Raw genomic sequence first — 12,612 nt, 5'->3', positions numbered from 1 at the left:
AACTCCTTCGTGGGTCGATGTCAGGAAAAGCGGGCGGAAGCGTCCTTGCTGACCCACACCTTGGCGTCGATGTCGCCAACGCGGGACAGCTCCATCTGGTACTCGTAGCGGTCAGGCCGGTACAGGCCGTGCAGCCACTGCACGGGCCGGTCGTCCACGTCGTAGATGAGGCGGCGCACGGCCAGCAGCGCCGTGCCGACCGACACGTCGAGGTGCTCGGCCGTGTGGGCGTCGGCCAGCCGGGCCGAGATGCTCTGGTGGGCCCGACCCACGCGCACGCCCGACTCCTCCAGCAGCAGCAGGATGGGCTTGCGCGCCAGCTCGCGGCGGCCGAAGCCCTGCGCCAGCGCCTGGGGCACGTAGGTGGTGATGAGCGACAGCGGCCCTTCGCGCGTGCTGCGCACCCGCACCGCCTTCTGCACCTCGGCCCCGATCGGAATGCCCAGTGCCTGCGCCACCGCCTCGGAGGCGGTGATGCCCGCCACATCGAGCACCTTCACCGAGGTCTTCAGGCCCATGGTGACGAGGTTCTCGAGCAGGCCGGTGAGCGGCGTGCGGTCGGGTGCGGCGACGGAGGCATTGGCCGTCGTGGGCCGGGTGCCGCGGCCGGGTTCGCGCTTGATCAGGCCCTCGTCGGACAGCCGCTCCAGCGCCTTGCGCACCGTGACCCGCGACACCTCGAACTGCTCCATCAGGGCATGTTCGCCCGGCAGTCCCGCTTCGAAAGCGCCCTCCTCCAGCTGCTGCCGGAGCACGAGGTAGATGCGGTGGTACTTGGGAAGCGGCAGCGCCGAGGACATGGGAAATGATCGTAGGATCCGTTTTATTGTTCTGTCAATAAGACATTTCAAGGCGAGGCTTCGGGCTTTGGCGCGGCCGACGATGGGCGACGTGGAGGCCCGGCCGGCATGCAGGAGTCATGCCCGCAATCCAGGCAGCGGCGGGGCGGGATCCGTGCATCCGTCCACCCCTGGCCCGTGCGATGAACCTTGCGGCTCCCCATGCCGGGGCATCGCGCACGCGCTTGGGGCGCATTGCGCGGATGGGCGAGAGGATCGATGTGCGGTACGTCAGGGCTGCTGGGAACCGCGGCCGAAGCCTCAGACCGCCTCGATGTCGTCGCGCGTGTGGGCCCGGCTGCCCGACACCGGATTCGGGTAGTGGAAGCGGGGCACGAAGGCCGCGGGATAGGGCTCGTAGTCCACCGTGGGCGGCAGGTCGGGCTGGTGCCGCAGGCGCAGGTCGCCCTGGGGTGAGCGTGCCTTCGCCCAGCCCTCGTCGAAGGGCGTGTGGTAGGTGCGGTAGAAGTGCAGGCGGTGCAGCTTCCACACGCCGCCTTCCTTGCGGTAGCGGATCTCGTAGGGGCCCTCGCCCCACGTCGCCTTGGCGCCGAACTCGGCGATCTGCATGAAGCAGCGCCACCGGCCGCTGGCGCCAAGGCCGTCCTCGTCCAGGTGCACGATGCCCTGCACGATCAGGTGGTTGTAGAGGCGCCCCCACACCAGCCCGTTCTCGTCGCTCATGGCCGGGCCCTTGCCCAGGATGTCGCGGAACAGCTGCGCGGCACGGTCGCGGCCGACGTACACGCCAAGGGCCGAGATCTCCACGCTGCAGTCCTCGGTGAACAGGTCGATGATCTCGGACCAGAGCGCCTTGTCGAGGTAGTAGCCGTACATGCGGGTGAGGCGCTCGATGGCCTCGGTGTCTTCGGCGCGGGCAATGCGCCGCTCCAGCAGGTCGATGCGACGTTGCAGGGCTTCGAGGTCTTGGTTCACGGAATGCGTCATGGGGTCAGTTTGAAAGTCAATCCAGCCGCACACCCGTCTGCCGGATGATGCGGCCCCAGGCCTGGTAGTCGTCGCTGACGATGCGGCGGAATTCCTCGACGCTGGTGCCCGTCAGCTCCAGGCCGAGCGGCTCGAACTGCGCCTTGATCTCCGGCGCGCGGATCGCCGCCACCAGCGCCGCATTGAGCCTGGCGAGCACGTCGGGCGGCAGGCCCGCAGGCCCGAAGAAGCCCATCCAGCCGGCCACGTCCAGCGCCGGAAAGCCCTGCTCGCGGCCCGTCTGCACGTCCGGCAGTTCGCGGATGCGCGTCGGCCCTGTCACCGCCAGCACCTTGAGCCGGCCGCTGCGCAGGTGCGGCAGCGAGGTCGTCGGCGAATCGAACTGCACCTGGATGAAGCCGCCCAGCAGATCGCGCATCGCATCGGCCGAGCCCTTGTAGGGCACATGGTTCAGCCGCGCACCGTACTGCTGGTTGAGCATCTCGATGTAGAGGTGCCCGTTGGTGCCCGGCCCGGGCGAGCCGGCCGGCACCGGCTGGGCCGCGTCGCGACTGAGCTGGATCAGCGACTTGAGGTCGTTCGCCGGCACCGAGGGATGGGCCACCAGCACGCCGCCATTGCGGTAGATCTGCGTGATGGGCGTGAAGTCCTTGAACGGGTCGTAGGGCGGCTTGGCGAACATGTGCGGCACCTGCGTGTGCGTCGTGTTCAGGCCCAGGAAGAGCGTGTGGCCGTCCGCGGGCGCACGCGCCACGGCCAGTGCGGCGGGCACGCTCGCGCCGCCCGGCTTGCTCTCCACGATGACGGGCACGTTGTCCAGTTGCGCACTCAGGTGGGCGCCGAGTGCGCGACCCAGGATGTCGGCCGGCCCGCCCGGTGGCGCTGGAATGACGATGCGGATCGGGCGCCCCGCAATGGGGAAGCCCTGCGCGAAGGCCCAGCGGGGCGAGCAGGCGGCCAGCGCGAGGCCGCCGGCGAGGAAGGCGCGCCGATGCGGCGCAGCAGCGGTGGGGTCAGGCATGCACGATGTCTCCGTGTTCTTTTCTTGGTGCCGGGATCGTAGGCAGCCCATCTCCCGCTTGCCATCGACAAATCGGCCCCGCCATCAACCGCTGGTTAACATCCTCCGATGACCTTGCCGATCTCGCTGGCACGGCGCCTTCGCTTCCATCAACTCGAACTCGTTGTGGCGCTCGTGCAGTCGGGCAATCTGGGCGTGGCCGCGCAGCAGCTGCATGTGACCCGGGCTGCGCTCAGCAAGTCGCTGCGCGAGCTGGAGTCGGCGCTCGGCATCCAGCTGTTCGATCGCTCGTCGGCTGGCATGACGCCGACCGCGGCGGGCCTGAAGATGGCCCGCCATGCGCGCCTGCTGCTGGGCGAGCTGGATTCATTGCGGCGCGACATGGCCGACACCTCGCCCGCACAGACGCCGCTGCTGCGTCTGGGCATGCCGCCCTTCATCGCCGCCCATGTGGCGCCCGACGTACTCGCGCGACTGCGCGCCGCGGCGCCGCCGCCGGGGCCGCTGGTTCAGGTGCATGAGGGGCGCCTCCATGCGCTGATCGAGCTGCTGCTGCGCGGCGACATCGATGCCGTGCTCGCGCTCTATGCGCCGCAGGCAGTCGCGGGCCTGGACCTGGGCATGCTCTCGCTGCAGGCCTGCGGCGAGGTGCAGATGGTGGTCGTCGCCGCCCGCGGGCTTCGGCTGCCGGGGCGCAGGCCCTACGACTGGGAGGCGCTGGGCACCCTGCCGTGGATCCTGCCCCACACGGGCACGCACCTGCGCACCTCGGTGGACCAGATGTTCAAGGCCGGCGGTCAGGCGGCGCCTGTGCCGACCATCGAATCGAACTCGCTGGAAGCCAACGTGCAGTTCGCCGTGGCGGGCCTGGGCCTGGCCGTGGTGCCTGCACAGGCGGCCGAGGCCGAGATCGCGGCGGGTCGGCTGCGCATCGTGCGCACGCGCCAGCCGCTGCCCGCCACGCAGCTCGTGCTCATGGTCCGCAAGGTGGCGACGCTGTACGTGGATGTGCTCGACCGGCTGGCCGAGGCGCTGCGCCTGTCGCGCTGAGGCTGCCGGTCGGTGCAGGTCGCAGGCCTGTTGCGCGGCTAGTCCTTGCGCACGGCCCGCAGTGCTGGCAGGTCCTGAAGCAGCCCGATCTGCCCCGCCTCGGCGGCGATGCCCGACGCTGCCGCCTGCAGGGCGGGCATGTGGCGTTCGACCATCTGCTCGGCCGTCGCCGCCTTGCGGTTCCAGTTGACGTTGAGCGCCCCCAGCACGCACCCCTGCGCCACGATGGGCAGGGCCAGGGCCTGCAGGCCATCGTCGCGCGCCGGCAGCGCATGGCCGCCGCCCCGGTACAGCGGGTGCCGCAGCGCCCATCCGCGCTGCCAGGACAGGCGCAGATGCTGCGCAAGGTCGTTCAGCGCCGCCACCATGGTGTTGTGCAGGTCCGCACCGCCCCGGGCCCGACGGATCAGCGCCTGCTGCTGAGCCGAAGGCAACGCACACAGAAAGGCGATGCCCGAGGCCGAGCCCAGCAGGTTCACACGCACGCGGCCCCTCCGGCGGGGCACATAGAAGGGGCTCTGGCGCAGGCTCGATTCCAGCACGGTCATGAAGTCGTCTTCGCCGCGGTGCACGAGCAGGTCCGACGGCCACTCGATCTGCTGACAGAGCCGGTCCAGCCAGGGCGCGGCCACGTCGGCCAGCCGGTCCAGCGGCTGGATGCTCGCGCCGAGCGCGTGCAACTGCACGCTGTTGCGGTAGCGCTGATCGGCCATGCTGCGGCTGACGGCATTGAGGCCCATCAGCGTCTTGAGCAGGCGCAGCAGGGTCGGGCCGGACAGGCCGGTCGCCCGCTGCAGCTCGACCAGCGTGGCACCCTCGGGAAAGCGCTGGATGGCGCGCAGCACCTCAAAGGCGCGCTCCACTGCGCGGATGGTCTTGATGCTGTCCATGAATTACACCCAGTGTAAGAAGCGCGCATTTCGCTAGGGCACCGGGGCAGGCGCCCTTAACGTCGCAGCCCAGGAGACAAGACCCGCCCATGACCCATTCCACTGCCGCGTTCCATCGGCGCGCTTTGCTGCGCCTCGGCGCCCTCGCCCTTCTGCCCACCGGCCTCGCTGCCGCCATGGCCCAGGAGGCCCCGGCAGGCGCCGCGCCGCGGCTGAAGCTGGCCACCATCACCACCGGCTTCGCGACCGGCGGCTCCGCGGACGTGACCGCCCGGCTGCTCGCAGACCACATGCGTGGCCGCCATGCCGAGACGGTGATCGTCGACAACCGCGTGGGCGCAAGCGGCCGGCTGGCGGTCGAGCATGTGAAGTCGGCACCGCCCGACGGCAGCAGCCTGCTGGTCAGCCCCAGCGGGATGATGGTGCTGTTCCCCCACATCTACCGCAACCTGCGCTACGACCCGATGAAGGACGTGGTGCCGGTGACGCCGCTGGCGCGCTTTCCCTTCGTGCTGGCCATCAGCGAGCGGGTCCCGGCCGATGTCCGCACCCTGGCGCAGTTCATTGCCTGGTGCAAGGCCAACCCCAAGGAGGCCTCCTTCGGCTCGCCTGGCGCGGGCACCAGTGCGCACTTCTCCGGCATCCTGCTGGGCCGGCTGGCCGGCATGGACTTCACCCACGCAGCGTATCGCGGCATGGCGCCGCTGGTGCAGGACCTGATGGGCGGCCAGATCGCCGCGGGCGTGCTGACGCCGGCCGACGCGTTGCCGCTGATGTCCTCGGGCCGGCTGCGCCTGATCGCCACCACGGGCACGCAGCGCTTCCGCTTCCTGCCCGCGGTGCCGACCTATGCCGAGTCGGGCTTCCCCGACATCGTCATCGAGGAGTCGTATTCGCTCTATGCGCCGGCCGGCGTGCCGGCCGAGATGGTGGCGTCGCTGGCGCAGTCCACCCACCAGATGCTGGCCCTGCCGCAGACCCAGGCGCGTTTCGCGCAGATGGGGCTGGAGGTGGCGCCCCAGAGCCCCGCGCGCTTCCGCGCCGACCTTCAGGCCCTGCATACCCGCTGGGGCGAGATCGTGCGCACCTCCGGCTTCACGCCGACCGACTGAGCCCCCGCCTTTTCGCCCAGCGCTCTCGCACGGCTCGGCGCACGCAAGCGCCGCTGCCGGGCCGCGGCATCGGCGGCCGGAGCCCTTCTTCCTTTTCCTTCGAATGATTGCTGCCATGAGCCCCCAGAACATTTCCTGCCCCACGATCGACGGCATCCCCGTCATCGCCGATGCCGACGTGGTCGTGATCGGCGCCGGCCCCGGCGGTTTTGCCGCGGCGCTTCGCGCACGCCGTGAAGGCTGCAGCGTGGTCATCGTCGAGAAGTTCGACATGCCCGGCGGCGTGCACACCAGCGGACTGCAAGGCGCAGCGAATGCGGGCGTGGGCGGCATCCACAGCGAGCTGATGGCGCGCTTAGACCGCGAAGGCTGCCTCTACACCGCCGACGAGAAGAGCCTGCCCGACTGGGCCGGCAACCCGCTCGCGCACTACGACTACTACCTGCCGCCCGGCAGCGCCTTCCAGCGCACCTCCTTCAATCCGGACGGGGCCGGCAACGTCATGCTGCGCATGCTCGACGAGGCTGGCGTGCAGGCCCTCTACGGCGCGGCCTTCGTCGATGTCGTCATGGCGGCCGAGGGCGACGGCCGGCGCATCACCCATGCCATCGTGGAGACGGTCGAGGGCCGCCGCGCCATCGCCGGCCGGCTCTTCGTCGAAGGCACCGGCACGTCCGAGGTGGTCGCACGCGCCGGTGCGCCATTCGTGCGCGGCGGCGGCCGCCAGCCCGAGACGGTGGCCCACGACGGCCAGTCGCGGCCCGTGCCCGGCGGCCTGCTGTGGATCATGGGCGGCATCGACTTCGCCCGCACCGCCGCCTACCAGAAGACCGCGGACGACCCGCGGCTGGAGCGCCTCATCGCCCGTGCCCGTGCGGCCGGCGACATCCCGCCCGAGCTTTACCGGCCCCGGCTCGCCGACAAGGGCGTGTATGGCGACCACTACATCGGCCATCCGACGGTGGACATGAGCCCGATCCAGGGGCCGGGCACCTTCATCCTGTGGCAGAACGTGCCATACGAATGGGCGCTGCACATGGACGACGATGCCGAGCATGCCTCGCGCGCCAAGCGCGAGCTGCGCCGGCTGATCGATGCCGAGGCCCAGTTCCTGCGCAAGTACGTGCCCGGTTTCGAGAACGCCTTCATCGCCCATGTGGGCCGCTACGTGGGCGTGCGCGATGGGCGCCATCCGCTGGGCGAGTACGTGTTCTCGATGGACGACGCACGCGAGGAGCGCCGCTTCGCCGACGCCGTCACGCGGCCGATGACCAAGACCTTCTTCTGGGATGCGTACGCCAAGTACAGCTTCGAGGTGCCCTACCGCTGCTTCCTGCCGCGCGAGGTGAACAACCTGCTGCTCACCGGCGCTTCGCTGTCCTTCACCTTCGAGACCATCTTCATGGTGATGCGCAACTTTCCCTGGTGCACGCAGACGGGCGAGGTCGCCGGCCTGGCGGCGGCGCGCTGCATCCGCGAAGGCGTGGGCCCGAAGCAACTGGCGTGGACCGAGCCGCTGTTCTGAACCCATCCACCGCGCCACCGCCGAAGAACAAAGGAGACTGACCCATGCCCACACGACGACAGGTCCTGCAGGCCGCCACGGCCGCCGCCACCACCGCCACCCTGGGGGCACCGCGGCCCGGGCGTGCGGCCGCGCCATTGCCCGACACCGTCCGCATCATCGTGGTCGTGCCGCCGGGCGCGAGCATGGACAACGTGGCGCGGCTGGTCGCCGAGCGGCTCAAGCCCGTGCTGAACCGCCAGGTGCTGGTCGACTACAAGCCCGGCGCCACCGGCCTGGTCGCCAGCCAGTACCTCAAGACCACCGAGCCCGACGGCGGGACGGTGATGTTCGCGCCCATCGCGGTGGCGGCCTTCTTTCCCTTCCTGTACAGCCGGCTGCCCTACGACCCCGAGACCGACCTGGTGCCGGTATGCGACGGCGTGCACATTCCGCATGCGCTGGTCGTGCCGACCGCCGGGCCGCGCACGCTGGCCGCCTTCCTGGACCAGGCGCGCGCCGATCCGCTGCGCGCCAGCGTCGGCACCTCCAGCATGGGCAGCGTGGGCGCGCTGCTGATGCTGCGGCTGAGCCAGCTCGCCAAGGTGGACTTGCAGCTCGTCGCCTACAAGGGCGGCCAGCCCCTGCTCACCGACCTGATGGGCAACCAGGTGCCGGCGGGCGTCTCGGTCATCTCCGACTACCTGACGCAGCACCAGGCCGGCCGGGTGCGCATTCTGGCTGCCGGCAGCCGCGAGCGCACGGCCCTGGCGCCGGACATCCCGACGCTGGCGGAGTCGGGCTTCCCGGACCTGTACGGCGCCTCGTCCATCGGCTTCTTCATGCGCGGCGGCACGCCGGCACCGCTGGTGCAGGCCATGTCGGGTGCGATCAACACGGTGCTGGCCGCGCCCGAGACGCGCGAGCGCCTGCTGGCGATGGGCGCGGAACCCAAGGGCGGCTCGGCGCAGGCCTTCCGCCAACTCGCGCGTACGGAGCGGGCGCGCTGGGAACCGGTGGCGCGGGCCGCCAACATCCGCATCGAGTAGGCAGCCCCGGCCCCGGCAGGGCGTGAACGCGGCGCCGCGGGTCTGGCGGGTGCAGCCTGCAAAGGCTCAGACCGGCGGGTGCTGCTGCGCTTCGCGCACCGCGGCCTCGAAGGCCGCCATCTCTTCCTCCAGCAAGCCGCGGCTGCGGAAGCGCCGGGCACCGCGCTCGTACCAGTTCTCCGCATCCTCCAGATCGCCCTCCTGCAGGTGCACGATGCCGTGCAGCCATGCGGCGAGCAGCGAATCCTGCCGCTGCACCCGGTCGTGCGCGGCATTCCAGCGACCGGCGCGCAGGTCGGCCAGGATGTCCAGGAGTTCTTGGGGCATGCGAGGTCGTCCATCTCCACCGGCGCCCGGATGCAGTTCGGCCGGATCCTCGTGACCGGCGCCGTGGGCCGATTCTGGCGAAGGCCATGGGCGCCAGCAATGGCAGCGAGGACCGCCCTGACGACTCGGCGGCGTCTGCCGCCCTAAATCGTGCCGTGCCGGCCAGCCGAGGCGGCGATCCTTTCCTGCAGCACCTCCACGAAGGCCCGCACCTTGGCCGGCCGGAAGCGCGTGGCCGGAAAGACGGCATGGATACCGCCCGAGGGCAGCGTCCATGCCGGCATCACCGGCACCAGGTGCCCGGCGGCGAGGTCGTCGGCCACCACATAGTCGGGCAGCACCGACAGGCCGGCGCCCTGGCGTACCGCCTCGCGCACGGCCAGCGTCGCGTCCAGCGAGATCACCGAGGTCACGCTCACGCTGCTTTGCTGGTCGTCGCCGCGTGAGAAGCGCCAGCGGCCCGGCTCGCGCAGCGCCGCATTGGCGACGAAGGGCAGCGCGCCCAGGTCCTCGGGGTGCGCCAGTCCGGCCAGGCGGGGCTGCCACGAGGGCGCCGCCACCAGCACCTGCCGGAAGGTGCCGATCTGCCGGGCCTGCACGCTCGGCTCCGTCAGCCAGCCGACGCGGATCGCCAGTTCCACATCGCCGGCCATCACATCCAGCCATTGGTCGCTCAGCATCGCATCCACCTTGCAGCGCGGATGGCGGCGGGTGAATTCGGCAATGGCAGGCACCACGGCTGCGATGCCGTAGTCGAGCGGCGCGGTGAGCCGCAGCGTGCCGGAGGGCATGGCCGCCGCCTCGTTCAATTCGTCGAAGGCATCGTGCGCCTGCGCAAGGATCAGCGCGCAGCGCTCGTAGAAGGCCTGGCCCGCCGCCGTGGCCGCCACGCGCCGCGTGGTGCGGGTCAGCAGCGCGGTGTGGAACTCCTGCTCCAGCCGCGCCACCTGCTGGCTCACCACCGCCTTGGTGATGCCCAGCCGCTCGGCGGCAGCCGTGAAGCTGCCGGTCTCGACCACGGCGGCAAAGTAGGCCAGGCGCTTCAGGTTGGCCAGGTGCCCGCTGCCGGCCTCGCCGAGATTGTTTGCTTTTGCCATACGCGTCATCTGCCTGTGCTGGATTTATCCAACCATTCTGGCTGCCTACGATCGCGTCCTTCTCTCACGGAACCCCGCCATGACACCCACCCTGCACTACATCTTCGATCCGCTCTGCGGCTGGTGCTATGGCGCCGGTCCCGCGCTCGCGGCCCTGGCCGCCGCGCCCGGACTCACGGTGCGGCTGCAGCCCAGCGGCCTGTTCTCCGAAGGCGGCGCCCGCCCGATGGACGACGACTTCGCGGCCTATGCCTGGAGCAACGACCAGCGCATTGCGCACCTGACCGGCCAGCCCTTTTCCGAACGCTACCGCGACCAGGTGCTGGCCAATCGCCAGCAGCGCTTCGACAGCGGACCGGCCACGCTCGCACTCACCGCCGTGGCGCTCACGGCACCGCAGCGCGAGGCCGACGCCCTCAAGGCCATCCAGCAGGCGCGCTACGTCGAAGGCCGCGACATCACCGACATCGACACGCTGGCCGCCATCCTTGCGTCCCTCGGCCCCGACGACGCGGTCGCGCACCTGAGGCAGCCCGACATCGCCCTGCTCACCGCCAATCAGCAGCGCCTGACCCAGGCGCAGGCCATGATGCGGCAGGCCGGTGCCGGCGGCGTGCCGACCTTCATCCTTGAGCGCGACGGCCAGCGCCAGATGCTGCATTCGAGTGCGGTGTTCGCCAATCCACAGGCCCTGGTCGCCCAGATCGCGTCCGGCGGCTGAAACCCCTCGTCCATCGCCCGAGACCAGCATCCACATGACCACCCGCAGACACTTCATCCAGACCGCCGCCGCAGCCGCCGGCGCCGCCGCCGCACTGGCGGGTTGCGCCACCCCCTTGCCCGCCCCGGCACCGCTGCAATGGAAGCACTTCCCGACGGGCGAAGCCGGCTTCTTCCGCGCGCCGGTGCTGCTCTCCGGCAGCCGCGACGCCCTCTTGATCGACGGCGGCTTCTCGCTGCCCGACGGCCGCGCCGTGGCCGGGGCGATCAAGGCTTCGGGCAAGCGGCTGACCACCATCTACATCAGCCAGAGCGATCCCGACTACTACTTCAGCCTGGGCCCGATCAAGGCGGCCTTCCCCGAAGCCCGCGTGATCGCCGCCGCCGACACGCTGGCTGCCATCCGTGCCACCGCGCAGAAGAAGATCGACACCTGGGCGCCGATGCTCAAGGACAGCGGCCCGCGCAAGCTGTCGGACATCGTGTTCCCCGAGGCCTTCGACGGCCCGTCGCTGAGCCTGGAAGGCCACACGATCGAGATCGTGAAGGCCACCGACCTGGGCGCGCGGCGCTATCTGTGGGTGCCGTCGCTCAACGCCGCCTTCGGCGGGGTGCTCGTCTTCTCGGGCCTGCATGTGTGGACCGCCGACACGCCCACGCCGGCCTCACGCGCCGCCTGGGTGAAGACCCTGGAGGCCATCGCCGCGCGGCGCCCGGCCGTCGTGGTGCCGGGCCACCTGTCCGCCAATGGCCCGCTGGATGTCTCCGCGGTGAACTACACGCGGGACTACCTGCTGGCCTTCGAGCAGGAACTGGCTCGCGCACCGAATGGCGACGCCCTGATCGCGGCCATGACCCGCCGCTATCCCGATGCCGGGCTGCCCACCGCGCTGCAGATCGGCGCCAAGGTGGCCAAGGGCGAGATGAAGTGGGGTTGAGGCGCCTGGCGCGCGGCCGGCTGGCTCCGCACGGCTGACCCACCCGTCCGTGCAAAGACGGTCGAAGCGCCGTGCGCAGGGCCAAAAAAAAGGCGCCCCGCTGGGCGCCAAACCACGGAAAAAACTTGCCTCAGTCGGTCGCCTTGAACCCGGTGGCCTTGACCAGCGCAGCCCAGCGGGCGGTGTCACTGGCGATCTCGCTCTCGAATTCCGGGATCGAGCCATCGGGCACGTCGAAGTTCAGCATCTCGAGCCGGGCGCGGTAGGCGGGCTCCTTGTGGGCCTTCAGCACCGCGCTGCGGATCTGTTCCACGAGCTTCGGATCGGTGCTGCGCGGCACGAAGACGCCGAACCAGATCGTCGTCGTCAGATCACCCTGGCCGACCTCGGCCAGCGTGGGCACGTCGGGCAGGTAGCGCGAGCGCTTCGGCCCGGTCACGGCGATGGCCGTCAGCTTGCCTTCCTTGATCTGCGGCGTCGCGGCCGCCAGCTGCGTGAAGCCGAACGGCACCTGCCCGCCCAGGATGTCGGTGATCTGCGGTGCCGATCCCTTGTACGGGATGTGGACCATCTTGGCCTTCAGCTTCTCGTTCAGCTGGTAGCCCAGGAAGTGCGAGGGCGTGCCCGGGCTGAAGGAGGCATAGGCCGCCTTGTTGGCCGGGTCCTTGACCCAGGTCTCCAGCTCCGCGAAGTTCTTCGCCTTGACCGAGGGATTCGTCACCAGCACCAGCGGTGCCTCGACGGCCTTGAGCACCGGGACGAAATCGGACGGCTTCCACCGCAGCTGCGCGAAGGCCGCCGGGTTGATCGTCATCATGGACTGCGTGCCGATCCACAGGGTGTTGCCATCCGTGGCCTTCAGGGCCATCTCGGCGCTGAGGTTGCCGTTGGCGCCGGGCCGGTTGTCGACGATGAAGGTGCCGCCGGTGGTCTTGTTGAGCTGGTCGGCCAGGGCCCGGGCGAAGGGGTCGAGTGCGCCCCCGGCGGGCACGCCGACCATGATCGTCACGGGCTTGGTGGGCCAGGTCTGCGCCATCGCAGTACCGCCCGTCATGCACAGGCCCGTCATCAGGGCAGCAAGTGCCCGCGTCGTCGTTCGTCGATTCATCAGAGTCTC

The 12,612-nt window shown here is 70.3% G+C and carries 13 protein-coding genes; 6 read left to right on the top strand and 7 right to left on the bottom strand.

Translation table 11 applies throughout. The annotated features are described in order from the left end of the window. Positions 1 to 20: 20 nt before the first annotated feature. From BXA03_RS00595 to BXA03_RS00585, 3 genes are all read right to left on the bottom strand, one after another. On the bottom strand, positions 21 to 800 hold the full coding sequence (locus BXA03_RS00595; RefSeq protein ID WP_076503261.1) for a GntR family transcriptional regulator: 780 nt from the start codon (positions 798 to 800) through the stop codon (positions 21 to 23). 300 nt (positions 801 to 1,100) lie between these two features. Continuing rightward, complete coding sequence (locus BXA03_RS00590) at positions 1,101 to 1,787, bottom strand: nuclear transport factor 2 family protein (protein ID WP_076503260.1); 687 nt, start codon at positions 1,785 to 1,787, stop codon at positions 1,101 to 1,103. Between the two features lie 16 nt (positions 1,788 to 1,803). Next, complete coding sequence (locus BXA03_RS00585; RefSeq protein ID WP_076503259.1) at positions 1,804 to 2,808, bottom strand: Bug family tripartite tricarboxylate transporter substrate binding protein; 1,005 nt, start codon at positions 2,806 to 2,808, stop codon at positions 1,804 to 1,806. Between the two features lie 108 nt (positions 2,809 to 2,916). On the opposite strand from BXA03_RS00585, the gene BXA03_RS00580 reads away from it, so the two are divergent. Beyond that, positions 2,917 to 3,858 (top strand): LysR family transcriptional regulator, encoded by a 942-nt coding sequence (locus BXA03_RS00580; RefSeq protein WP_076503258.1) that lies wholly within the window; start codon positions 2,917 to 2,919, stop codon positions 3,856 to 3,858. A 38-nt stretch (positions 3,859 to 3,896) separates the two neighbouring features. On the opposite strand, the gene BXA03_RS00575 is transcribed toward BXA03_RS00580, so the two are convergent. Then, complete coding sequence (locus BXA03_RS00575) at positions 3,897 to 4,748, bottom strand: helix-turn-helix domain-containing protein (RefSeq protein ID WP_076503257.1); 852 nt, start codon at positions 4,746 to 4,748, stop codon at positions 3,897 to 3,899. Between the two features lie 89 nt (positions 4,749 to 4,837). Between BXA03_RS00575 and BXA03_RS00570 the strand changes: the two genes are divergently transcribed. From BXA03_RS00570 to BXA03_RS00560, 3 genes are all read left to right on the top strand, one after another. After that, positions 4,838 to 5,860, top strand: coding sequence for a tripartite tricarboxylate transporter substrate-binding protein (locus BXA03_RS00570; protein WP_076503256.1), 1,023 nt, complete (start codon positions 4,838 to 4,840; stop codon positions 5,858 to 5,860). Positions 5,861 to 5,975: 115 nt separating this feature from the next. Continuing rightward, the gene (locus tag BXA03_RS00565; protein WP_076503255.1) at positions 5,976 to 7,385 is read left to right on the top strand and encodes an FAD-dependent oxidoreductase; all 1,410 of its coding nucleotides are present in this window, start codon (positions 5,976 to 5,978) and stop codon (positions 7,383 to 7,385) included. A 44-nt stretch (positions 7,386 to 7,429) separates the two neighbouring features. Further along, entirely contained in the window at positions 7,430 to 8,413 is a 984-nt protein-coding gene (locus BXA03_RS00560) for a Bug family tripartite tricarboxylate transporter substrate binding protein (RefSeq protein ID WP_076503254.1), read from the top strand. A 66-nt stretch (positions 8,414 to 8,479) separates the two neighbouring features. Here BXA03_RS00560 and BXA03_RS00555 read toward each other — a convergent pair whose 3' ends face one another. Both BXA03_RS00555 and BXA03_RS00550 read right to left on the bottom strand, forming a co-directional pair. Further along, on the bottom strand, positions 8,480 to 8,740 hold the full coding sequence (locus BXA03_RS00555; RefSeq protein WP_076503253.1) for a hypothetical protein: 261 nt from the start codon (positions 8,738 to 8,740) through the stop codon (positions 8,480 to 8,482). Between the two features lie 143 nt (positions 8,741 to 8,883). After that, positions 8,884 to 9,837: a LysR family transcriptional regulator gene (locus tag BXA03_RS00550; RefSeq protein WP_076503252.1), complete on the bottom strand. Its 954-nt coding sequence runs from the start codon at positions 9,835 to 9,837 to the stop codon at positions 8,884 to 8,886. Positions 9,838 to 9,916: 79 nt separating this feature from the next. Between BXA03_RS00550 and BXA03_RS00545 the strand changes: the two genes are divergently transcribed. Together BXA03_RS00545 and BXA03_RS00540 are read left to right on the top strand one after the other, a co-directional pair. Beyond that, entirely contained in the window at positions 9,917 to 10,558 is a 642-nt protein-coding gene (locus tag BXA03_RS00545; RefSeq protein WP_076503251.1) for a DsbA family protein, read from the top strand. Between the two features lie 34 nt (positions 10,559 to 10,592). Continuing rightward, entirely contained in the window at positions 10,593 to 11,495 is a 903-nt protein-coding gene (locus tag BXA03_RS00540; RefSeq protein WP_076503250.1) for an MBL fold metallo-hydrolase, read from the top strand. A gap of 130 nt (positions 11,496 to 11,625) precedes the next feature. On the opposite strand, the gene BXA03_RS00535 is transcribed toward BXA03_RS00540, so the two are convergent. Then, positions 11,626 to 12,603, bottom strand: a complete 978-nt coding sequence (locus BXA03_RS00535) for a Bug family tripartite tricarboxylate transporter substrate binding protein (protein WP_083715783.1) — start codon at positions 12,601 to 12,603, stop codon at positions 11,626 to 11,628. Between the last annotated feature and the right edge of the window lie 9 nt (positions 12,604 to 12,612).

The organism is Pseudacidovorax sp. RU35E, from assembly GCF_900156165.1.
GTDB lineage: Bacteria > Pseudomonadota > Gammaproteobacteria > Burkholderiales > Burkholderiaceae_C > Xenophilus.
Note: the sequence above shows the minus strand (reverse complement) of the source record. Positions and strands in the feature narration are given on the sequence as shown.